This window comes from Spartinivicinus poritis (assembly GCF_028858535.1).
GTDB classification, from domain to species: domain Bacteria; phylum Pseudomonadota; class Gammaproteobacteria; order Pseudomonadales; family Zooshikellaceae; genus Spartinivicinus; species Spartinivicinus poritis.
In genome coordinates this window covers 101,377-123,940 of sequence record NZ_JAPMOU010000017.1, presented here as the reverse complement: position 1 = coordinate 123,940, position 22,564 = coordinate 101,377, and the positions used below count along the sequence as shown (strand labels likewise).

Annotated in this window: 21 protein-coding genes, 1 tRNA gene and 1 rRNA gene; 5 read left to right on the top strand and 18 right to left on the bottom strand. The window is 42.2% G+C overall.

Going from position 1 to position 22,564, the window contains the following annotated elements; genetic code table 11:
- From ORQ98_RS14535 to ilvY, 5 genes are all read right to left on the bottom strand, one after another.
- Positions 1-71: ribosomal RNA gene (locus ORQ98_RS14535) — 16S ribosomal RNA — on the bottom strand; the annotation flags it as partial.
- A 402-nt stretch (positions 72-473) separates the two neighbouring features.
- Positions 474-1,070, bottom strand: a complete 597-nt coding sequence (locus ORQ98_RS14530) for a protein-methionine-sulfoxide reductase heme-binding subunit MsrQ (protein ID WP_274689532.1) — start codon at positions 1,068-1,070, stop codon at positions 474-476.
- Positions 1,071-1,097: 27 nt separating this feature from the next.
- A complete protein-coding gene (gene msrP, locus ORQ98_RS14525) occupies positions 1,098-2,156 on the bottom strand; it encodes a protein-methionine-sulfoxide reductase catalytic subunit MsrP (RefSeq protein WP_274689531.1) in 1,059 nt (352 codons plus the stop codon).
- A 105-nt stretch (positions 2,157-2,261) separates the two neighbouring features.
- Positions 2,262-3,101: a CDP-diacylglycerol--serine O-phosphatidyltransferase gene (gene pssA, locus ORQ98_RS14520; RefSeq protein WP_274689530.1), complete on the bottom strand. Its 840-nt coding sequence runs from the start codon at positions 3,099-3,101 to the stop codon at positions 2,262-2,264.
- 94 nt (positions 3,102-3,195) lie between these two features.
- Positions 3,196-4,080: an HTH-type transcriptional activator IlvY gene (gene ilvY, locus ORQ98_RS14515; RefSeq protein ID WP_274689529.1), complete on the bottom strand. Its 885-nt coding sequence runs from the start codon at positions 4,078-4,080 to the stop codon at positions 3,196-3,198.
- A gap of 308 nt (positions 4,081-4,388) precedes the next feature.
- Here ilvY and ilvC point away from each other — a divergent pair, with 308 nt between their 5' ends.
- On the top strand, positions 4,389-5,855 hold the full coding sequence (gene ilvC, locus ORQ98_RS14510; protein WP_274689528.1) for a ketol-acid reductoisomerase: 1,467 nt from the start codon (positions 4,389-4,391) through the stop codon (positions 5,853-5,855).
- Positions 5,856-6,061: 206 nt separating this feature from the next.
- Here the strand turns inward: ilvC and ilvN are convergent, their stop codons facing one another.
- Together ilvN and ORQ98_RS14500 are read right to left on the bottom strand one after the other, a co-directional pair.
- Positions 6,062-6,556 carry an acetolactate synthase small subunit gene (gene ilvN / locus ORQ98_RS14505; protein WP_274689527.1) on the bottom strand — a complete coding sequence of 165 codons (495 nt, stop codon included), beginning with the start codon at positions 6,554-6,556 and terminating at the stop codon, positions 6,062-6,064.
- Complete coding sequence (locus tag ORQ98_RS14500; protein ID WP_274689526.1) at positions 6,556-8,280, bottom strand: acetolactate synthase 3 large subunit; 1,725 nt, start codon at positions 8,278-8,280, stop codon at positions 6,556-6,558. The genes ilvN and ORQ98_RS14500 overlap by 1 nt, the downstream gene beginning before the upstream one ends.
- Before the next feature lie 725 nt (positions 8,281-9,005).
- Here ORQ98_RS14500 and ORQ98_RS14495 point away from each other — a divergent pair.
- Entirely contained in the window at positions 9,006-9,452 is a 447-nt protein-coding gene (locus ORQ98_RS14495; protein WP_274689525.1) for a DUF4124 domain-containing protein, read from the top strand.
- 53 nt (positions 9,453-9,505) lie between these two features.
- Here the strand turns inward: ORQ98_RS14495 and ORQ98_RS14490 are convergent, their stop codons facing one another.
- From ORQ98_RS14490 to mrcB, 4 genes are all read right to left on the bottom strand, one after another.
- Complete coding sequence (locus ORQ98_RS14490) at positions 9,506-9,952, bottom strand: DUF2195 family protein (protein WP_274689524.1); 447 nt, start codon at positions 9,950-9,952, stop codon at positions 9,506-9,508.
- A gap of 59 nt (positions 9,953-10,011) precedes the next feature.
- Positions 10,012-10,326 carry a YqcC family protein gene (locus ORQ98_RS14485; protein WP_274689523.1) on the bottom strand — a complete coding sequence of 105 codons (315 nt, stop codon included), beginning with the start codon at positions 10,324-10,326 and terminating at the stop codon, positions 10,012-10,014.
- Positions 10,327-10,518: 192 nt separating this feature from the next.
- Positions 10,519-11,070, bottom strand: a complete 552-nt coding sequence (locus tag ORQ98_RS14480; RefSeq protein WP_274689522.1) for a tetratricopeptide repeat protein — start codon at positions 11,068-11,070, stop codon at positions 10,519-10,521.
- A gap of 15 nt (positions 11,071-11,085) precedes the next feature.
- The gene (gene mrcB, locus ORQ98_RS14475) at positions 11,086-13,446 is read right to left on the bottom strand and encodes a penicillin-binding protein 1B (protein ID WP_274689521.1); all 2,361 of its coding nucleotides are present in this window, start codon (positions 13,444-13,446) and stop codon (positions 11,086-11,088) included.
- A 728-nt stretch (positions 13,447-14,174) separates the two neighbouring features.
- Between mrcB and ORQ98_RS14470 the strand changes: the two genes are divergently transcribed.
- From ORQ98_RS14470 to ORQ98_RS14460, 3 genes are all read left to right on the top strand, one after another.
- On the top strand, positions 14,175-14,450 hold the full coding sequence (locus ORQ98_RS14470) for a TfoX/Sxy family protein (RefSeq protein ID WP_163835792.1): 276 nt from the start codon (positions 14,175-14,177) through the stop codon (positions 14,448-14,450).
- A gap of 21 nt (positions 14,451-14,471) precedes the next feature.
- Positions 14,472-15,290, top strand: coding sequence for a Crp/Fnr family transcriptional regulator (locus ORQ98_RS14465; protein WP_274689520.1), 819 nt, complete (start codon positions 14,472-14,474; stop codon positions 15,288-15,290).
- 719 nt (positions 15,291-16,009) lie between these two features.
- Positions 16,010-17,473 (top strand): SEL1-like repeat protein, encoded by a 1,464-nt coding sequence (locus ORQ98_RS14460; RefSeq protein ID WP_274689519.1) that lies wholly within the window; start codon positions 16,010-16,012, stop codon positions 17,471-17,473.
- An 85-nt stretch (positions 17,474-17,558) separates the two neighbouring features.
- Here ORQ98_RS14460 and ORQ98_RS14455 read toward each other — a convergent pair.
- The 7 genes from ORQ98_RS14455 to ORQ98_RS14425 form a co-directional block, all read right to left on the bottom strand.
- Positions 17,559-17,634, bottom strand: a tRNA-Lys gene (locus ORQ98_RS14455).
- Between the two features lie 101 nt (positions 17,635-17,735).
- Positions 17,736-18,653 (bottom strand): ChaN family lipoprotein, encoded by a 918-nt coding sequence (locus tag ORQ98_RS14450; protein ID WP_274689518.1) that lies wholly within the window; start codon positions 18,651-18,653, stop codon positions 17,736-17,738.
- A 49-nt stretch (positions 18,654-18,702) separates the two neighbouring features.
- On the bottom strand, positions 18,703-19,488 hold the full coding sequence (locus ORQ98_RS14445) for a heme ABC transporter ATP-binding protein (RefSeq protein ID WP_274689517.1): 786 nt from the start codon (positions 19,486-19,488) through the stop codon (positions 18,703-18,705).
- An 11-nt stretch (positions 19,489-19,499) separates the two neighbouring features.
- Entirely contained in the window at positions 19,500-20,546 is a 1,047-nt protein-coding gene (locus ORQ98_RS14440) for a FecCD family ABC transporter permease (protein WP_274689516.1), read from the bottom strand.
- Between the two features lie 49 nt (positions 20,547-20,595).
- Positions 20,596-21,459: a heme/hemin ABC transporter substrate-binding protein gene (locus tag ORQ98_RS14435; RefSeq protein ID WP_274689515.1), complete on the bottom strand. Its 864-nt coding sequence runs from the start codon at positions 21,457-21,459 to the stop codon at positions 20,596-20,598.
- Between the two features lie 5 nt (positions 21,460-21,464).
- The gene (locus ORQ98_RS14430; RefSeq protein WP_274689514.1) at positions 21,465-21,887 is read right to left on the bottom strand and encodes an ExbD/TolR family protein; all 423 of its coding nucleotides are present in this window, start codon (positions 21,885-21,887) and stop codon (positions 21,465-21,467) included.
- On the bottom strand, positions 21,884-22,555 hold the full coding sequence (locus ORQ98_RS14425; protein WP_274689513.1) for a MotA/TolQ/ExbB proton channel family protein: 672 nt from the start codon (positions 22,553-22,555) through the stop codon (positions 21,884-21,886). The genes ORQ98_RS14430 and ORQ98_RS14425 overlap by 4 nt, the downstream gene beginning before the upstream one ends.
- Positions 22,556-22,564 lie beyond the last annotated feature (9 nt).

Here is a 22,564-nt window from a genome sequence, read left to right as displayed (position 1 = left end):
TTCCGCTCGACTTGCATGTGTTAGGCCTGCCGCCAGCGTTCAATCTGAGCCATGATCAAACTCTTCAGTTTAAATCAATTTGTCTTGCTTAAAGTGCAAAACGAAACTTGGCTCATCGCGTTATCTAAATCTCAAATTTCTTTGACTTTTAGCGCAATGATAATTTTTGCCTCATCATTACAGCTAAAGCCCACATGAATTGTCTGATTAACTTGTTAAAGAGCTTGTTAGCAGCGCTTGGCTCGCTAACTGAGGGCGCTCATTCTATCGTTTAACCTTTTAAAGTCAAGCGATTTTTTTTCGCCCTTTCCGAAGAGAATTTTGAAAAGTTTTTTCAGCGCCTCAGAAACTTTAAAAGCCTCCGGCAGTTGCTGTCTTTTCTGCTCATCTCCAGTCAGTGGCGGCGCATTCTACGCACTTCTGAGTTTAAGTCAACAGCTAAATATCAAAAACTCAAAAACAAGTATTTTTGACTAATTATCAGCCACCACTGTTTTAGCTTTGCTGGTTTTTTTAATAAAGCGTAAAGCGAATAGCAGGATAAGAATAGTCAAATAAACGATAGGTTCCAGTAAATTACTCTTCGCTAACCAGATAAAATGCAAAGCTGCCAGACAGGCAGCAAGGTATACTCCCTTGTGCAACTGTTTCCATTTTTTTCCCAGCCGCCGAATCATTTTATTGGTTGAGGTGATAGCCAACGGCAGCAAAACCAGCCACGCAGCAAAGCCCACGGTTATATAGGGTCGCTCTAAAATATCTTCCCACAAATTACTCCACTGCAGCCCCAGCATAAATAGTAAATAAGCTGTTAAGTGAAGACAGACATAAAAGAATGCATATAACCCCATCATCCGACGAATGGAGATAAATTGACCATTACCCGTAATTAGCTTCAATGGAGTAAGGCTTAATGCAATCCATAAAAAACGCAGAGCCCAAATACCTAAAAATTCAACAACGGTTTTCGCGGGGTCAGGCCCTAACCCATTAGTAATGATTAAGTACACCAAATAAACAGCTGGCGATAGAGCCAATAAAAACCATATTGGCTTTAATTTTTTGATCAATTCAATAGCCCCTTCGACGCTCGTAATTTAATAGTACTTTGCCAAGTCCATACCTTTATAGAGGTGAGCAACTTGCTCGGCATAGCCATTAAACAACTGAGTTTCTACATAATTGGGGTTGAACAGCGAAGATGGCAAGCGCCTTTCGCGCTTTTGACTCCATCTAGGATGGCTGACATTTGGGTTCACATTGGAGTAAAAGCCATATTCATTAGGTGCTGATTTATTCCAAGTAGTAGGAGGCTCCTTTTCCACCAAACTAATTTTTATGATGGATTTAATGCTTTTAAAGCCATACTTCCATGGCACAACTAATCTAAGTGGAGCGCCGTTTTGTGGCGGCATGGTTTTTCCGTAAAGCCCCACCCCTATCAAAGTAAGTGGATTCATTGCTTCATCGATGCGCAGCCCTTCAACATAAGGCCACTCAATACTGCTAAATGGCAGCTTCAACCCCGGCATTTGTTCCGGGTCATTTAACGTAGTGAAAGCAACATACTTTGCTTTTGAGGTTGGATTAAAGTGCTTTAATAAGTCGCCTAACTGAAACCCTACCCATGGCACCACCATTGACCAGGCTTCTACACAGCGCAGCCGGTAAATACGCTCTTCAAAGTCATGAGGCTTTAAAATATCTTCAAGGGTGTAAGTACCAGGCTTTTCCACTTCTCCATCAATAGTCACAGACCAGGGATCAGTAATTAAACTACCTGCGTGTTTTGCAGGATCACCTTTTTTAGTACCAAACTCATAAAAGTTATTGTAGCGAGTGACGTCTTCATAAGGCGTTAGTTCTTCATGAGTGGAATCAGACCATATTTTTCGACCCGGAAATTTTTCTTTAAGCCACTTAGGAGCTGGGTATTGCTTGACACCTTCTGTAGAAACCAGACTAACGGGCTTTGCTTTTGCTATTGATTGCGCCTGTGCACTACCATTTTCTTCAGCACAAGCGGTCAACCACCCAGAGCCAGCTGTCAGCATTGCAGCTTGTCCTAGCCGCTTCATAAATTGCCGACGGTTAAAGTAAGCGGATTCAGGGGTTATTTCATAACTTTTGATATCACTGGGCTTTTTAATCAGCATAAGGCACTGCCTATAAAATTAAAGGCACCTCCATAATAATTACCAACCAGAGATGCCTTGGGCTAAAACTTACTCTTAACAATATAGACAGCGTAACTGGGAAATTTATTTCCCTTGGGCAGCAGCTACCCGCTTCTGCTTAAATCGCCATACAGCCAGAACAGGGCCAGAAGCAGCATAGAGCAAGAACACTACCATCAATACCCAGGGTGGGTTGGTAAATACAACTGCGAAGACCAATACAATTGCAATAATCGCAACAAATGGTACTCGCCCTTTAAACTCTAAATCTTTAAAGCTGTGGTAGCGAACATTGCTAACCATCAAAATCCCAGTAAGCGCCATAACTGCGGCAGTAAACATGGTAACAAGCCCATTAGAAGCCAAGTCAGCTTGATTAAGCGCCCAAACCATAGCAGCAACAACCGCCGCCGCCGATGGGCAGGGCAGACCTGTAAAATAGCGCTTATCAGCGGTATCAATTTGTGTATTAAAACGAGCTAGGCGAAGGGCTACACAAGCTACATAAATAAATGCCACCATCCAGCCAACTTTACCTAAACTGGTTAGATTCCAGTTAAAACACACCAAAGCTGGCGCTGCACCAAAGGCCACCATATCAGATAAACTGTCGTATTCTGCACCAAAGGCACTTTGAGTATTGGTCAGCCGCGCCACACGGCCATCAAGCCCATCAAAGATCATCGCCACAAAAATAGCGATTGCAGCTTGCTCAAACATTTGGTTCATTGAGCTAACAATGGCATAAAAACCACAAAATAATGCAGTTGTGGTAAACAGATTAGGTAGTAAATAAACCCCTTTCCGTCTTACTTTTCTACCATTTTCAGCAACTTCTTCAACATGCTCGTCGATGGGTAGTATCGTTTGTGGCAGCTGATCTTCGGTATCATCTGCCACTGAATTGTCTTTCTCTTGACTCATAGAGTAATTGTCCAAAAAACAAACGGTTCTGGCATTATATCAAACCCGAATTAAATTGCGTGATTAACCAAAATATTTCATCAAACCACAAAGGCTAGCCAAGCACTTTGGCTGTATCCCAGAAAGTTTTGACCAGAGGATTTTGTAAACGCCGTGTTTGTACACACAAACCTATAGTAAACGGCTGCAAGACAGGGTCTACTGTTAATTGCTGAATTTTATTAGCCAGCGGGCTATTAAGCAGCACCAACTCAGGCACAATGCCTACCCCAAAACCCAGACTAACCATACTGACTATTGCTTCATGACCTGCAACCGATGTATAGACATTAGGTTTGATACCTTGCTGACGAAACCACAACTGCAGCCTTTGTTTGATTAGGCCCTGCTCTGCTTGAATAATCGGGACTCTTTCCCAGTCCATAATCTCTGCATCAACAAACTCTCTTGCCAGGCAGCTTACTGTTGGCGCAATAAACACCAGGCCTGATGTTGCTATAGGTTTAAAGCTTAAACTAGCAGGTAAGTGTTCTGGCTTAGCAGCAATAACTATATCTTCTTCACCTGCTACGACTTTCGGAATAGAGTAAGCCGCATCACCGGTATGCAGTTTCACTTCTACGCTAGGTTGGCGCTGTCGATAAGTCACCAGCAAATCAGATAAAAAGCTGTAGCTCGCAGTGACCGAGCAATACATACTGATTTCTCCACTTAATAAAGTGGTCTCTTCCTGTAGGGTTTCCTGAAATCGATTCCAATTAGCAAGTGTTTCTGATGCATACTGACGGAATAACTCACCTGCTCGGGTTAGGCTGACTTTTCTTTTATCTCTTTCAAACAGTGGTTTCCCCACCTCCTCTTCTAATCGCTTTATATGACGGCTCAGCGTCGAAGGGCTAATAAAGCAGGCTTCACTGGTTTGCCCAAAGTGCAGGGTAGAAGCCAAATGCAGAAATAGCTTTAAACCTTGATAATCCATCAGCACTTATCCTGTTGTATTTCATATCATGCAATACAGTATTCGAAACATATCATTTTACGCAACACTGAGAATAGGCTATCTTTTTTGTCACTACAAAGTGGAGTGTCTATAAAGATCACTCGGTTCAGCATACAAATACATATTAAAGTTGATGCCAGTGATTAATAATAAAACCTGCCTGGCAGTTCTTGCTGCCAGGCTATTTTTCTTCCACAAATCGAACATAAACTAGGGTCTCCCCTAGTTGCCTTCATGGCCACTTTCCTTGTAGCCCATGCTGGCAAAAAATCTTTAAGGAGCTACAGATGAATTACTTCAACTCATTGCCATTGCGCATTCAGCTAGAAGAGTTGAGCAAGTGCCGCTTTATGGACCGTGCAGAGTTTGACACGGGTGTAGAAGCTCTGAAAGGCAAAAAAATAGTTATTGTTGGCTGTGGTGCTCAAGGTCTAAACCAAGGTTTAAATTTAAAAGATAGCGGCTTGGATGTTTCTTATGCCTTGCGTGAATCAGCTATCAAAGAAAAACGTCAATCTTGGAAAAATGCTACTGACAATGGATTCACTGTTGGCACTTACGAAGAGTTAATTCCTCAGGCGGACTTGGTCAGTAACCTAACTCCAGATAAGCAGCACTCTGCTGTTGTTGAACAAGTAATGCCTCTAATGAAAAAAGGCGCTACTTTGTCTTACTCTCACGGTTTCAACATTGTCGAAGAAGGCATGAAAATTCGTGATGATATTACCGTTATCATGGTGGCGCCTAAGTGCCCTGGCACAGAAGTAAGAGAAGAATATAAGCGTGGTTTTGGCGTACCTACTTTAATTGCTGTGCACCGTGAAAATGACCCTAATGGCGAAGGCTTAGAGCAGGCCAAAGCTTATGCAGCCGGTTTAGGTAGCCACCTTGCAGGGGTATTAGAATCTTCATTTATCGCCGAAGTAAAGTCTGACTTAATGGGTGAACAAACCATCTTATGCGGCGTACTACAAACAGGCTCTATTTTATGCTTTGACAAAATGGTTGCTGATGGTATCGATGCTGGGTATGCGTCCAAATTAATTCAGCAAGGCTGGGAAGTAATCACCGAAGCGCTAAAAATCGGTGGTATCAGCAACATGATGGACCGCTTATCAAACCCTGCAAAAATTAAAGCGTTTGATCTATCTGAAGAATTAAAAGATATCATGCGTCCGCTGTTTGAAAAACACATGGACGATATCATCACAGGCGAGTTCTCTAAAACCATGATGGAAGACTGGGCCAATGATGACAAAAACTTACTGACCTGGCGCGCTGAAACTGCTGAAACTGCTTTCGAAAAAGCCACATCTACTGCTGAAATTGATGAGCAGGAATACTTTGACCACGGTATTTTAATGGTTGCCATGGTTAAAGCCGGTGTTGAGCTGGCTTTCGAAGTAATGTGCAGTTCTGGCATTATTGAAGAGTCTGCTTACTACGAATCACTACACGAAACGCCACTAATTGCTAACACCATTGCTCGTCGCAAGCTGTATGAAATGAATGTGGTTATTTCTGATACTGCAGAATATGGCTGCTATTTATTTGCCCATGCTTGCGTGCCATTGTTAAAAGACTTTATGGCTAAAGTCGACACTGATGTTATCGGTAAAGGTTTAGCTGTTAAATCGAACAGTGTTGATAACGCGCGCTTGGTTGAAGTGAACGATGCTATTCGTGACCATACTGTTGAGTTAATCGGTTATGAGTTGCGTGGGCATATGACTGATATGAAGCGCATCATCTAATCATACAAAAATGATCTTTTTTAGCGATAGCTGCGTCAGCTTCGTGCTCAAATCCTCATGTACTATTATGTACACTGCGGTTTTCCGCGCGATGCTTTCTTGCTCTCACTAAAAAATCTCCATTTTTGTTACAGACAACAAAAAGCCTGGTGCAACAACCAGGCTTTTTTATTAGTTAAATTTGTATACTCAATGCGTAGGGTAAGTTATAAACTAAGTACTTTTTCCCCTCTAGCAATTCCAGACACACCAGTCCGCACAACTTCTAGAACAGACACAGGTGCTACCGCTTGAATAAAAGCATCCAATTTATCGCTATCACCGGTTAGCTGAATAACATAAGTTGAGCTGGTGACATCCACAATCTGGCCGCGGAAAATATCAGTAGTGCGCTTTATTTCTGCACGCTGAGCTCCTGATACTTTTACTTTCAGGAACATCAGCTCACGCTCAATATGAGAGCCTTCGGATAAATCAACCAGTTTAACCACATCAATTAGCTTATTTAGCTGCTTGGTAATTTGTTCAATTTTATCGTCAACCCCAATTGTGGTCAGCGTAAGCCGAGACAATGTAGGATCATCGGTTGGTGCTACATTTAATGACTCAATATTGTAGTTACGCTGAGCAAATAACCCAACTACCCGCGACAACGCACCGGGCTCGTTTTCCATTAATACTGAAATGATATGACGACGCATTAGGTACGCTCCGTTTTACTTAACCACATATCACGCATTGAGCCATCTTTAATTTGCATGGGATAAACATGCTCATTAGGGTCAACTTTTACATCTAAAAACACCAAACGATCTTTTAAGGCAAAGGCTTCTTCCATTGCACCTTTCAGGTCATCTGGCTTTTCGACAGTTATTCCCACATGCCCATAAGCTTCAACCAGTCGCTTAAAGTCCGGGAGTGATTCCATATAAGAGTGAGAGTAACGACTGTCGTATTGCATATCCTGCCACTGCCGTACCATGCCTAAGGCTTGGTTATTCAGCGTAATAATTTTGATTGGCAGATCATATTGCAAGCAGGTAGATAGCTCCTGAATATTCATCTGGATACTACCCTCCCCCGTTACACAAGCAACATCGTGATCAGGGTAATGTAGCTTCACCCCCATTGCTGCAGGAAAGCCAAAGCCCATGGTGCCTAAGCCACCTGAGTTAATCCAACGGTTAGGCTGATCAAACTTATAATATTGAGCAGCAAACATTTGATGCTGGCCTACATCTGAAGTAACAAATGCATCGCCTTTGGTTACCTCATATAAGGCTTCGATCACCGCCTGAGGTTTAATAATGCCACCATCACCTGGATCATAAGGGAAGGTGCCTTTTGAGCTACGCCATTCATCGATTTGTTTCCACCAGCTATTAGTGGCTTCTTTGTCAACTTCCCGCTTACTATCTTTAATCGCACCCAGCATCTCATTCAGAACTGCTTTAACTGGACCAACAATAGGTACATCAGCACGAATATTTTTAGAAATACTGGCTGGATCAATATCGATATGAACAATTTTGGCTGTTGGGCAAAACTTAGCAACACCATTTGTCACTCGATCGTCGAACCGAGCCCCTACCGCTAAAATCACATCAGCATGATGCATTGCCAGATTAGCGGCATAACTGCCATGCATACCGAGCATCCCTAAAAACTGGCGATCAGAACCTGGGTAGCCCCCTAACCCCATTAAAGTGTTGGTAACAGGGAAATTTAACTTTTGCGCCAACTCTGTCAGTACATCAGCCGCCTGCCCTAAAATGACTCCGCCGCCACTATAAATAATTGGCCGTTTTGCCTGCATTAGTAGATCAAGGGCTTTACGAATTTGCCCTGAGTGACCTTTTTGCGGAGGATTATAAGAACGAAGTTTAATTTTTTTGGGGTATACATATTCAAACTTATCACTGGGATTAGTGATATCTTTAGGAATATCCACTACCACAGGACCTGGCCGACCAGACTGAGCAATATGAAATGCCTTTTTAATGGTCATTGGAATATCTTCGGCTCGCTTAACCAAAAAGCTGTGCTTAACGATTGGCCGAGAGATTCCCACCATGTCAGTTTCCTGGAACATGTCCGTACCAATAAAATCTGATGGCACTTGCCCAGAAATAACCACCATTGGAATAGAGTCCATGTAAGCAGTGGCAATACCTGTAATCGTATTGGTTGCTCCTGGCCCCGATGTAACAAGCGCTACCCCTGTTTTTCCCGACGCCCGTGCGTAACCATCAGCCATATGGGTTGCTGCTTGCTCATGGCGCACGAGAATATGGGTGACTCGATCCTGACGAAACAGTGCATCATATACATGAAGCAGTGCACCGCCGGGATAACCATAAATATACTCAACCCCTTCATCCGCTAATGAGCGGATTACCATTTCAGCACCCGATAATAGTTCCACTTGATGAACCCTCTAGAACATCACTACATAACAAATTAGTTTAACGATCTAACAGACTATATCCATTAGCTATAGAGCAACATAAACCTATCTGATTAGCAAGACGAATAGCCCTGCTAGTGCTTGCCAAAAACTTATATCTAGCCAAACACTAACGACGGGGTCGTGACTTGCTAATTTTTAAGCTAGTGGTCAATCTAGTTGAATTAAAGAGAAGAGCCACATTAGCTCTTATAATAAGAGATACACCACTACCTCGCTTCGCTAAGCATTGCTCAGCCGCCTAACGAAACTGCCAGATTGTCAGGCCCACAACATTGTACAAGCGGGCCGACCCAGCGCGAGGTAACGCGTCTTTGGGAAAAAACTGAAAATTAAGGTGTAAATTTCAGTGCAGAGTGGATGGCGATTTACGCAATAAACATCCAAAAAGTAAGACTGGTAATTCTTTACAGTTTAGCGACAGAAGTCAAGGACCTGCCACGTCGTCTACAATGGTAAGGATATTGCTGAATAACTTAGGGCTGCCTTCAATAAAGGTATAAGCTCCAAGCAAAGTGCTTAAATCGTAAATATTATTTCACCTTACTTTTATTTAGTGATATGTATAACAAAATTAAGGATAGAGATGTCACATCTCTACTTATCGCAATAAGTTACCTATATATTCATGTGACCACTAAACTGTGGTGTTATTGAAGATAACAGAACGTTTGGGAACACTCATGAAAAAGCTATTGCTGCTCACCAGCTTAATTCTAATCTCCACCAGCCTAACTGCAGGTAAATTCTATAAGTGGGTAGATGAAAATGGCGTTACCCATTACAGCACTGAACCACCCAAGCAAGGCCAAGGTGAAGTTGTAAATACTCGAGCCCAAAAGCCTTCCAGCAAAGAGGCTGGAGAAAAGCAGCTAAAAACGATTAAAGATTCAGAAGAAGCCAAAAAGAAAGAGCAGACAGAGAAAGAAGCGTTTGAAAAAGATTTAGCCAAAGCAAAAAAAGAAAAAGATGAAAACTGTAAGCAAGCTAAGCAAAATAAAATTCAACTAACTATCAAAAACCGGGTCAGGATGACGATGGAAGATGGCTCAGTAAAAATTCTCAGTCAAGAGGAAAAAGAGGAGCAACTAAAAAGAGCTGATGAAGCCATCAAAGAGTGGTGTAACTAAGCTTCGACACTTTGCCCAGCTAGCTATACGCTGGGCAGTTCCTCTAAGATTACTCACTCATCTTTGCAACGTAAGCTAACTATTAAAGGCCCTTGATATTGTAGTGCCGTATCATGCTTTAAGGTGATTAACTGTGGCTTAAGCTGAAACTTTGGTACTGGAGCAATAAAGTAGCCTTGTCCCCAATTAATCTGCGTCGCCTTACCATAAGCACTTCCTGAGCTAAGCAGCCTTTCTTCAACCTGATATTCAACATAAACAGACTTGCATTGACACTGGCTAATATCCTGAGAAGCAATCATCTCCGTAAGCAGCACAACATTCTCAGGTGTATGTCGTACACCCAGAGGTTTTATTGTTAAGCATTGGGAGAGGTAATTACGAATTCTCACTTTATCCAACAACATAGTTGGAGCAATAAGCATTGGCTTTTGGTATATCGCCTGGCATCCAGATAAAGCCAACACCAACATTAGAAAAACTAGCTGAAACAATCTCACCGTACGCATTGCTTTTATAAGGGCATTGTTGTTGTAGAAACGTAGTTGGTATAGAAAACTTAAGAAAGATTTTGGTCAATTTTTGTGACTATGATCAGTAGCTTTGCACAATCATTAGACTGCTGACTACAGAACTCTTCAGCGATAGGTAGAATACTACAGTTTGAGGGTAAAGGAAGGCCACCTTCAATCAAAGCACGAAGGCGAGGGATAAAAATCCACTGCAACCACTGATTCAGCGCCAAGGTGTCAACACAAAAAGGCTCTGTACTTGCTAAAGCCTCTACAGAAGGAGGGGTAGAGTCCCACATGTTCAGGTGTTGAAGCTCTTGCTCCAGCTCAGTTAATAACGCAGATATGTGATCAGTACTCATAAAAAGACAAGCGCTCGTTAAGTTTGATTCAGTAATGCTTGTGTTCTAGAAAAGATGTAACACTAGTTTAACGAGCTTGTCCATTTGCTGACAATTAAAAGCTAGCCCGAATATTTCATCTGACACCACCGCTTCCGGGCATTTTTGCTAGAAATTTAACTTTATTTTCGAATAACTAATTAGGTATTCAACCTATCCCCGGCCAACTGCACTTTGATCGATTATAGATTGCAGCCTTGCTCTCATCCCAGGATCACGCGTTAAGGATAAGCCTCGACGAGCTAGCTGTTCTGCTTGTGCATAATTTTGCTGGCTAAGTCGAATTGAAGCTAACTCGTAATAGACTTCTGGATCATTTGGGGCAACTCGCAGTGCTCTTTCTAAAGTGGCTGCAGCTGCTTCTAAATCACCACTCGCACGCTGCTCTAAAGCTCGATCAATTAACCGACGAGCAGCTGGATTGTTGCTCACTCCTGAGTCAGGGTAATCAGGTGTTACATAAGCATATTGATCTTGGTTTTCTTGGCGCGGCTGGGTCACTACCTGAGGCTGACGATATTCAGGACGAGCAGCAGGTGCCGGAGCAGCATCAACCACTTCAGGCCGCATATCCCGGCCTGGATCTTGTGATGATGGAATATATGTGTGCTGTACACAGCCAGTTAATATAGCCAGCATTCCTCCAATAACTGCTGGCTTAAACCACGATGTTTTACCCTGAAATATGTTTGTTTGTTGAAACACTATTATTGCCCCCGACTAGCGAAACAGAGTTCTGAACCACTCTACCACCTTAGACCCCCTTCTTTGGGGCTGGTGACGAATAATGCAGGAAGATTCTTCCTGGGGCTCAGAGCCTTTAATAAATGGTAAGTAACGTGCACCTGCACAAGATTCATTGGCAAGCATGCCACTAATTTCATCTACCCATACATAGCGGACCTGATCAGGCACTTTTGGCCGCAATGACTTAGGATTTACATTAAACATAAAGTCTGTCCAAACCCTTAGCGCACCACTACTACCTGTTACTGGTGTTGGCTTATTATCATCATGCCCCATCCAAACAACTGCTAAGTAGTCCTCAGAATAGCCAGCAAACCAGCTATCACGCTGTTCATTACTGGTACCGGTTTTGCCTGCAACACGCACTTTATTATTTAACAGCCGGTAGGCTCTTCTACCAGTACCCTCTCGCATAACCTCTTGCATTGCATACTGCAATAAGTGCACATACTCGCTAGGAATAACCTGTTGTATGGCCAGCGGGTAACGCTGCAGTGGTTTACCTTCAGCATCCAATACAGCCCGTATCGTCCTTAGTGGTACTTTAAAACCACCTCCTGCCAGAGTTTGATAAACAGTAGCTACATCCACAGGTGACATGGCTACAGCACCTAGCAGGGAAGAAGGATAGGCAGGAAACTCCTGATCGGCTCCCATTGTTTTAAGTAACTGTAGTATTTTTTCTACACCTACAGTCAACCCCACATTCGCTGTGGCCAAGTTATAGGATTTTGCCAAGGCCTCATGCAAGGGCACCGCGCCATGACTTTTATGATCAAAGTTGTTTGGCTCCCATAACTGACCATCCTGAGTTTTAATGCTAACTTTGCTGTCGTCCACAAAAGTGGCGAGAGTATATTGCTCAGGTTGTGTCAATGCAGATAAAAAAACTACAGGCTTAATTAAAGAACCAATATGGCGCTGGGCATCTACTGCACGGTTAAAGCCTGTATAACCTGCTTTACGATCACCAATCACTGCCAGCACATCACCACTACCTGGCGCTGTAACCACCATAGCACCTTGTAACGCTTTATGCTTTTCACTGGATTTTCTGATTTTTTTCAGGGTTTCAGTCAGGCTTTTTTGAGCTTGCTGCTGAACGATAGGGTCAAGGTTTGTAAAGATTCTCAGCCCTTGAGAAGTTAGATTATCTTCATCATAGTCACGCTTTAACTGTCTTTTAACCAGGTCGAGGTATGCATAATAGTGGTTCATTTGTACCTTGCTATGCTTCACCACGCCTAAAGGCTTCTGCTTAGCCTGGTTTGCTTCCTGCTCAGTAATTACCCCTTGTTGCGCCATTACTTTTAGCACCAGGTTACGACGCTTAAGGGCATTTTTTGGCTTACGACGAGGGTTGTATTGAGAAGGGCCTTTAATCATGCCAACTAACAGGGCAACCTTCTCAACTGACAGCTCATTAATAGGCTGACCGAAAAAAAACTGGCTGGCTAAGCCAAACCCATGGATAGCGCGATTACCTTGCTGACCTAAAAACACTTCGTTGATATAGGTTTCGAGTATTTCATCCTTGTCGTAATGAAAATCTAATAAGCCAGCCATAATAGCTTCATTAGCTTTTCTTTTCAGGCTACGCTCATTCGACAAATATAAATTTTTTACTAGCTGTTGAGTTAAAGTTGACCCACCTTGAACGGCTCTCCCTGTTTTAAAATTGACATAAAATGCTCTAATAATTGACTTGGGTGAAACACCCCAGTGGTCATAGTAATTTCTGTCTTCTACAGCTAATAAAGTAGGAATAAAGGTTTCTGGTAACTGCTCCAGTTTGGTTAACAAGCGGTCTTCATTCGAGGCAGGATAAATGCCACCAATTAACTGTGGCTCTAAACGCGCTAAAGCTTCTTGGCCAGTTTGATCTACTACCTTTTTAATTTGTTTATTTTGAAAAGTGATTTTTAGCAGGGCTGACTCTTCATAGCCATCATCAAACTGGAACCCCCTGGTTTTTACAGTAACTGTATTGCCTTTTTGGTGAAACTGTCCAGCTCGCTCAACATAACTGACAGACTGATAGCCAAGCTGATCCAGCTGTTGAGTCAGTTGTTTTGCATTAATTCTTCTAGTAGAAAATATCTCCAATGGTTGAGCATATACTTTCGCAGGAATTGCCCACTTCTTGCCTTCAAACCTTTCTGTTACTTCAATGTCTAGCTTACTGGCATAACCAACAAATAGAACACCACCAATTATTAACAGCACAGCTGCTAACTTAAATAGCTTCTTCCAAAAGCCTCCTTTTTTGGTCTTTCCATTGGACTTTTTACTTTTGTTGGCTGGCTGCCTACCAGTGCGAATACGTTCAGTCATGTGCTTATGTTTTTTCCTAAAGACTGTCAGACTGCAATCAGATATTAGTGCTTAGAAACTTTTCGTTAAAAGCGTTTCGATAGCTTAGATAGCTCAGTGCTTTGCTGGCTAATTTGTCAGCACAATAAACGAGTCTTGTTATGCTGATAATAAGGTTTGTTACTTACATGATATGTTTGGTTCACATAACACCATCAGGCTTATGTGTAACTCAAATCAGCTTTTAAGACCCTAACAAAGCCTTCTTTGCACGCTAATAATCAGCAAAGGCTTTACTATCACAGCAAAGGAGTGCCGATATCACGCTGGCTACTCACAACCTCAAGAAGCACTCATATTTTTCTTGCGTCAGTTGTCTTACAAAATAATTGGCTAAAGTGTATTCGATTAGGCTGCTGATTTTCAGAGCAAACCAACAATTTGAGGGAAATTTCTCACTTTTTAAGTGTACGGCAACTAGCGGTAGTCCTCTTAGAAGGACTTTTAGGCTAGCTTTCAAAAAAGGTAAAAGCTAAAAACTCAACAGATATAAACAGGCATATAGCTGCCTGACACCAAAGTATACCCAGGCCATACAATAAAAATTTAGCCGAGTTTCTGATCAATTATCATACAAGGCACAATAATCAGCTATTATTTATATCAAGGTGGCAAACTCGATAGTGACTGATATGAAGTTTTGTTGTCACCTGAGCAACTTGGTATTTTCAGAGGGCAAGGACTCGAAGATGGCAACAGATTTAATCGAGCTGAAAAACCTAGGGAAAACATCCGTTCAATGGCTTAATGCCGTTGGCATTAGAGACCGCGAAACACTAGAGCAAATTGGTGCGGTGGAAGCCTATTGCAAAATTAAAACACGCGGATTTAAAGTATCTAAAGTGTTGTTATATGCACTAGAAGGTGCTCTACTCAATGCGCACTGGAACCAGCTTGACCCTTCGCTAAAAGAAAGGTTAATACGGGAAGCAGAAGCCAAAGAACCCAGTGCAGTCAGCCAGTAATGTTAATTTAAGGCTACAACCATGTACTTGGTGGGAGAGCAATTCCCCTATATCAGTGAAGTCATTTCAGAGCTGCAGCTTATCCCTGCCCAGCTTGTTAATGGTTTGCCCAGCGAGGCAGCCAATATCTATTTAGACTCCGTTGCAGACCTTTATACCCAGCATGACCCTGACCAGGTTTTTTTAATTTGCGAAGGAAAGCTTGCTGGCTCTATTAATCAGCGCGAAGTTTTTTACATGCAAGAAGGTGACATCGTAGGGCTAAGACAAGGCTTTAGCTTGCCAAAGTGTAAATACAGCAGTAAAGACCCTATTGAACTCATTCCTTATAACCGCAAAGCTTTTTTTGAGCATATTCAAGCAGATCCAGCCAGACAGACCTTACTAACAAAATACTTGGTTGGTTATGCCGCTGTATTAGCCGATGGGCTATCTCGACTCACCCCATACAGCGATAAGCCTACAACTGGTTTTCTTCAAGTGAAAGCTGGAGAAACTATTATTAGTGAAGGCGAGCAAGCTGACCATGTCTTTATCTTGATGACTGGGCGTGCCGAGGTTTATGTACGTGGAGTAAAAGTAGGCAATATTTATCAAGATGAGATCTTTGGTGCCATGGCTATGTTTACACAAGAAAAACGCTCAGCAACTGTGATCGCCAAAGATGATTGCACCCTCACCGCTGTGCCTAAAGATCAGTTTATTAACCTTATTCAAACTCACCCAAGGGTTTGCCTTAACTTAATGGAAAATATGGCTAGGCGAATAAACGCTCTTAATCAAAAACTCGCTTCTCCAGGCTCGAATGATTCAGCTAGCACTGTTGGAGTCATGAGCTAGCCATAAAGAGTTATACAGCCACAGCCCTCTAATTTATACACAGGTTCTTTGCGGAAGGAAAAATTCTAAGCAGCTATTGACAATGCAAATGATAACAATTATCATTTGCATTGTTGTCGTTGCACAACAGATTTAATCTGTCGATATCACTTCTGTAAGTAACAGGATGCTATATACAGGTTATCTCCTCATCAGGCTAATCACAGACTTTTGCCACTCTTTTTAGAGTGGCTTTTTTTTGCCTGTCATCCAACTTTTCGTGCATTGCTTCCACATCATGCGCATGCAAATAAAAATAATTATCATTTGTGTTGACATTTAAAAGCTGCTTGCCTATTCTTTTCAACAGTTGCCACAGGCAACTTTGATAACTACTGTAAGACGTTTACCTGGCAGTTAAACAGCTTTTTTTACAGGTTATCTCCTCATCAGGCTAATCACGGTTCTAAGGCTACCTTTTGGTAGCCTTTTTTTTGTTCTGAAACTTTTCAGCCCCCCCTTTCCCCTAATTAATCACAGATTACTTACGACCTATGTCACCTTTTGTAATGAATGTTCACATAGGTGCATTAATTTCTTAATCAAATGCTTAATTTCACTGAAATAAATCAAATCTACTGATATGTTTAAAATAGGTTAAATAATAAACAGGTCGTCTGTTTTTGTTGTGTGATTTTTTTAGTTATATCTTATGTCGCTATTTAGCTAACAGGGCACTAATGATAAACACCAAAAAGGGAACTAGTCGTCTTTTTATAGGCTTACTTACATTAAGCCTGGCGGGACATGCAGCTGCTAGCGCCAACTCGCTTACCAAACTGAACCAGTCTGTCTCAACAATTAGCCAACAGAAGCAGTCTACACAGCACATCAGCCAAGCTTCACAAATAAAACCCGTTCACAAAAAATCTCTTGGCTTCGTTTACTATCTAATTGGTCAGTTTTATCAAGCTGACCAACATTCTCAAATAGCCTGTGACTGGTTTCAAAAGTCAGCCGAATTGACGGCACTAGAAGGACAGTATGAAGCTGCCCGCTGCATTGCTCCGAACAATACGGCAAAAGCGGTATCAATGCTTAGGCAGTCAGCTCAACAAGGACTAGCTGAAAGTCAGGTTTTATTGGGTGAGTGGTATTGGTTCGGGAACATTCTGCAAAAAGATTATAATCAAGCCCTTTACTGGTTTAATCAAGCGGCGGCTAAAAAATATCCTAAGGCGATAAATAACTTAGGTATGATGCACCAACTTGGCCAAGGCGTAGATAAAAACCTTAAGCAAGCCCTCAGCTATTATCAGACTGCTGCTAAATTAGGCCATGCAGCTGCCGAGAATAACCTAGGTTATATGTACGCAACTGGCCTTGGTGTAAAACAAGATAAAGCAGTTGCAGCACAGTGGTATAAAAAAGCAGCCGAAAAAGATCACCCTGCCGCCTTAAACAACTTAGCCAAAGCTTACTTAATAGGCGATGGAGTAACCAAAAACCCAGAGAAAGCTAGATACTGGTATCAACGAGCTATTAAAAAAGGCAACAAATATGCTCAGTACCGTCTTGGTATTTTGCTGATACAAGGCGAAAAAGTACCTAAAGACAGCAAGCGTGGTATTTATCTAGTCAGCCAGGCAGCATTACAAAATCACGTTAATGCCCAACTAGTCTTGGGTTCTTATTATCAGCAGTTTGAAGACCAACACAGTCAGTCACTTTACTGGTTTGAGCAAGCCGCCAAACAAGGAAGTGAGATTGCTATGGTCAGAGCAGCAGAGCTAATGCTAGAGCCTGAAAGCAGGTTATTTAACCAAGACCAAGCGGTGTTATGGCTAAAGGAGGCTGCTTATAAAGGTGACACCAGTGCTTATAAGCAGTTGAGCGATGTTTTTCTTAGTAATCAAAGCCAGCTATTCAACTTACATGAGGGTGTATTCTGGCTGAGCCATGCTGCCAATAATGGAGATCGAATTGCCCAATGGCAACTTGGCACGCACTACGAGCTTGGTAATGGAATTGCGAAGGATCAAACCAGGGCTGCTATGTGGTATTGGGAGGCTGCTAAACAAGGAGTTAAAACTGCTCAGTTAAAACTTGCAGAAATGTACCAGCAAGGCCGAGGCGTTAGCCATAATCAGCGACTAGCTAATTACTGGTATAACCACGCGCCTGAACAAGCTTCAATCAACTAACACAAAGTCAACAATTTAGGTTTTGCTGTAAATATAAAAAAGAAAAGATTAGATAGTAATAAGTTGCATCAAGAAATGAGAGAAATGGTGGGTCGTGCTGGACTCGAACCAGCGACCAATTGGTTAAAAGCCAACTGCTCTACCAACTGAGCTAACGACCCTTGATGGGCGCGCTATATTACTAAACTTTTAAAAAATTACAACCCCTATCTTTCACTCTCTTTTATCCTATGTGTAGAGAATTAGTTTTTAAGTCATGAGATCAACCGCAGTCAGGGCGGTCAGTATCTGCTTTTGGAGTGCGCCATAGCCAGTCTCCCCACTGTTCTACCCCCTGATACCAGGGTGCACTTACATACCGATTAGTACCTTCAACCCTTGCCTGCTGATCTTCATTTGATTCTACAAATATCACACTAGCCACTTTTACATTTGGAGCAAGCCACTGAACAAATTGGGGAGAACCTACATCTTTCCTGGCATGAAAGGAGCCAGTAATCACTACTTTCACCCCTTTTTTTATTCCATTCTTAAGGCTAACAGCCTCTTCAGCCAGCTTTTTATCTCGGGCTTGTTGAATATTTACCATTGCAACCAAAGACTTCTGATCTATTTTATTGCAGTGAGCTTCTTCTATTCTCTTCGCTAAGGGTTCTCTAATCGTATCTATGTAAGGGCCTTCTGCTTTAGGCTTAGTAGAACTGTGATATAACTCCATTATTTGCTTCCTGGTAATATTACCCGCCTTGAGTGGTATATTATTTTTAATAGCCAGCCACATCATTGGCCCATAAAAATCCCACTGCCAGCCTTTTACCTGTTGCCACTCTAACCAGTTGTATAATTCTGCTTGTGATTTTACTTTGCCATAAGCCTGATCGATTTTTGCTTGCTGATCAGAGTTAAGCATTTCCATTACCACTCCGGCCAACTTCCCTTTTGTCTGCAAATACTCAAGTATTGCTAACTGATGCTGATGATGAACGGGATTATCATGCGCTTCACCTAAATACAAAACATCAACTTCAGGTAGTTTTCTTAATAGGTCTGCTTCTGTAATCAGCTGTGAATTTTGTTGTTGCCAAATAGGCTTTTCAGATTGCTTTTCGACAGTTGCCGCACAGCCAGAAATAACACTATAAAAGCAAAATAACCAAGACAATTTTAGTAGTTTACTCACTATCAAAACCCTTCTATATAGCAAACACTAATCTTATAAGACTTCCTCTTTACCCCAACAGCACAACAGGTACTTTATAGGTTGGGTGATTAATTACCTGGCTATCAATATCAAAAACTTCTTTAATTAAATTTGGCTTTAATACTTCTAGCGGGTCACCCAAGATAACTTGCCTGCCTTCTTTTATCACCATTATCTTGTCAGCATAGCGGGCCGCTAAATTAAAATCATGAAGAATCACCAATATTGCCGTATTAGTTGCAGACAGTTGCCTGGCTAGTTGAAGCGTTAAATGTTGGTGAGAAGGATCTAATGCAGAGGTTGGCTCATCTAACAATAACAATCTAGGAGCTTGCTGCTCATCGGTAGTGATTTGTGCAATGACTCTAGCTAAATGGATACGTTGCTTTTCCCCACCTGATAGTGAAGTATAAATACGGTCACGCAAGTGCCAAGCATCAACCTGCTCCATAGCCTGTTGAATAACCTCAGCATCTTTGTCCTTGCCTGTTGACCAGGGAATCCGCCCCATCGAAACTACTTCATAGCAGCTAAAAGCAAAACTCAAAGCAGAACTTTGTGGCAAAACCCCTATTTGAGTAGCTCTCAAATTATCTGAAATTTCAGATAAAGGCTGTTGGTTAATTAACACCTGTCCAGTTGCTGGTGGACGCTCTCCAGTTAGTGCTGAAAATAAAGTACTTTTACCTGCTCCATTAGGCCCCAGCACTGCGAGCACTTCACCAGGCATGACTTCAAAGGCAATATTTTCAATAATGGTTTTGCCCTGAATACTAACCGACAGATTTTGTACTTCTAGCATAGGGTTTTTCATTGATTTACTTACTACCCACTGATTGTCTGTCGCTTTTGGAGGAGTAAAAACATAAAAAACGGCGCACCAATCAGAGCAGTCACAATCCCTATGGGTAATTCAGCAGGTGAGATTACCATACGTGCACATAGGTCAGCCAACACCATTAATATAGCTCCCAGCAACGCCGTGGCAGGCAATAAAAAGCGGTGATCCGGTCCAATGACTAAACGAACTAAATGAGGAACAACCAGCCCCACAAAGCCAATCATTCCTGCAAATGCCACTGCAACACCTACCAATACTGCAGTTACAATAATCAGCCATTTTTTAGCTTTATCAACATTAATCCCCAAGTGTCGTGCTTCAGAATCACCTAACAATAAGGCATTAAGTGTATTTGCATAGCGTGGCAGTACTAAAGCAACAGCTACAACAACTAAAGCCATTGTGCCCACATTTAACCAACTAGCAGCCCCTAAGCTTCCCATTTGCCAGAAAATAATACTTCTGAGCTGGTTATCATCTGCCATGTAATTAATCAGTCCTATTCCAGCCATGGCAAACGCATTAATGGCAATGCCTGCTAATAACATTGTGGCGACGGATGTGCCATATGGGCTGGTGCCAATTTTGAAAACCAGCCAGGTTGCAGCCAAACCACCTAAAAATGCAGCGATTGTTGTCGCCCAGTGGGCATAACCTGCCGGCCAAACACTTTCAAATAAAATAGCCAGCGCAGCACCCACCGCTGCTCCACTGGAGACACCAATAATGGCAGGGTCAGCTAATGGGTTCCTAAATAGCCCTTGCATCAAGGCACCACTAATAGCTAATGCAGCACCAATTAATGAGGCAAGTAAAACTCTGGGGGTACGGATGGATTCGATAATCAGTTGGTTTTGGGAAAAGTCATCACTTGTCGAGGTTAAGGAAAAACCTAAATTATTGAAAATAGCAGTGACCACATCAGCCAGGCCAATCGGCACAGCACCATTAGCAATTCCCAACAGCAAACAAATGGGGAGCCACACTGCCAGAACGGCAATCACTGACAGTGCTTTTTGAGATCGTTTCATAAGTAGCAGAAGAAAACCTGGTTACTCCATACCAAACACTAAATTAGATTTACGGAACTTTAACAATCGCAGAATGTAACTCAGGGTACGCTTCAGCTGCTAATTTTTGTGCAGCTTGAACAATTCTAGGGCCAATACCCCCTACTAATAAACTGCTGTCTACAGTAATAACTCGATTATTTTTTGCCGCAGGGGTTTGCTTTAAACCTGGCTGTTGGGTAATTAATTTATCCAAACTACTACTGTTTTTAAACATATGGTCAGGCACTATGATCACTTCAGGTGCCATTGCTATCAAACTTTCGCTAGTCAGTTGTCGATAGCCTTTAACTGACGTCGCAGCTGGATTTAATATGCCTGCTAATGCCATTAGAGTGTTAGCGGAAGTACCCGTTCCTGCAACCATTGGAGAACGACCGCCAGGCTGAACTAAAAAGACTCCCTTCAAAGGCTTTTTGACAGCTTTTAATTGCTTAGCCAGCTGCTGCTGATTCGCTCTAATGGCAGCAAGCAGAGCCTGCCCTTGAGACCCTTGCCCCACCAGTTTGGCAACTTTAGATATTCGCTTCTCTAATGCTGTCATGGTTACAGCAGTAGGCAGTTGTTGCACATTAATCTTTAAAGACTGCAATTGCTGGATAACATTCGGCGGCCCCATTTCAGCAGAGCCGAGTAATAGGGTAGGTTGAAGACTAATTATACCTTCTAATGACAAACTACGGTGGTAGCCTATTTTTGGCAGTTTACTGGCAGACTCAGGATATATACTGCTAGTGTCCACCGCCACCAGTTGCTTCCCCACGCCTAGCGCATAAAGTAGCTCTGTCATTGCTCCACCCGCTGAAATAATGCGCTGCTGAGCTTGAGACAACGTAGAAAGGATAATACCGAGGATTAAAGCAGTTAATTTCACTCTCATTATTCCCTCTGCATAATAATATCAGCCACCGCAATTTCGTTTTCCTGCAAATAAGCTAACAGTTTTAAGAGCTGCTCAGCCTGAGCTTGTTTATCTGCAGCAACAGTAACTTTATCCAGTTTATTTTGCTGTAACTTTTCATCAAGCACTTTGGTTAATGTATCCCACTCAGTAAACGTAGCGGATTCAATTTGCCAGCCTGTGCCGTCTTTAAGTACTGCTATTTCGATAGGATTTGGCTTTTTCTGAGGCTCTAGTGATTCTGAGGCTGCTGTAGGCAAGTCAATGGGTAGCAATAACTGAGCACTGTTTGCAGTGAGCAAAAAAAACACCAGAACAATAAATAGCACATCTAATAGGGAGGTTAAATCCGGTAAAAATGAGCCAGCTGACTGATCATCTTCATTGGAAAACTGAATCATGCTGCAGCCTTTAAGTTCTGGCCTGAATTGCTTTCAAGGCTGCCTTCTTCATGCTCCTTCACCATCATCTGACAATGAAACTCATTGAGCCAATGCTGAAGCCGCTGGCAATAACTATTGCTCCAAATATAAAACAGTTGTGCTCCAACAATCGCAGGCACAGCAATCACCAAGCCAAATGCAGTGGTATACATTGCCTGCCATAAACCATCCGCAAGAATATTAGGAGTAACCGGGCCTTGATGTTGAGCGACACCTTTAAACATCACAATCATGCCTAAAATCGTACCTAACAAACCCAGTAAAGGGCTGATCATTCCTATGAGCTGTAATAGCTTTAAGCGAGCAGTGTTGGTTTGATGCTGCTTTGCCAGCCAGCAAGATAGCTGCTGTTCTCTAACAATATTTTTACCCTGGTATTCGCTCAACAGCTTAATACCCACTGCTATACCACGCTGCTTTTTTTGCAGCCAGGCAGGCTGTTCATCCACATTATTTTTCCAACGGTTAAGCAATACAGATAATTTGCTGTCTGAAATGAGTGGTAGCAGTAAAAAATAACAAAACCGCTCTAAAATCAAAGCGATCATCAACAGTGAACAAAAGGCCAGTGGATATAACATCCAGCCCATGGCATTTAGGGATTGTTGTAAATAATCAATATTCATAAATTAGCC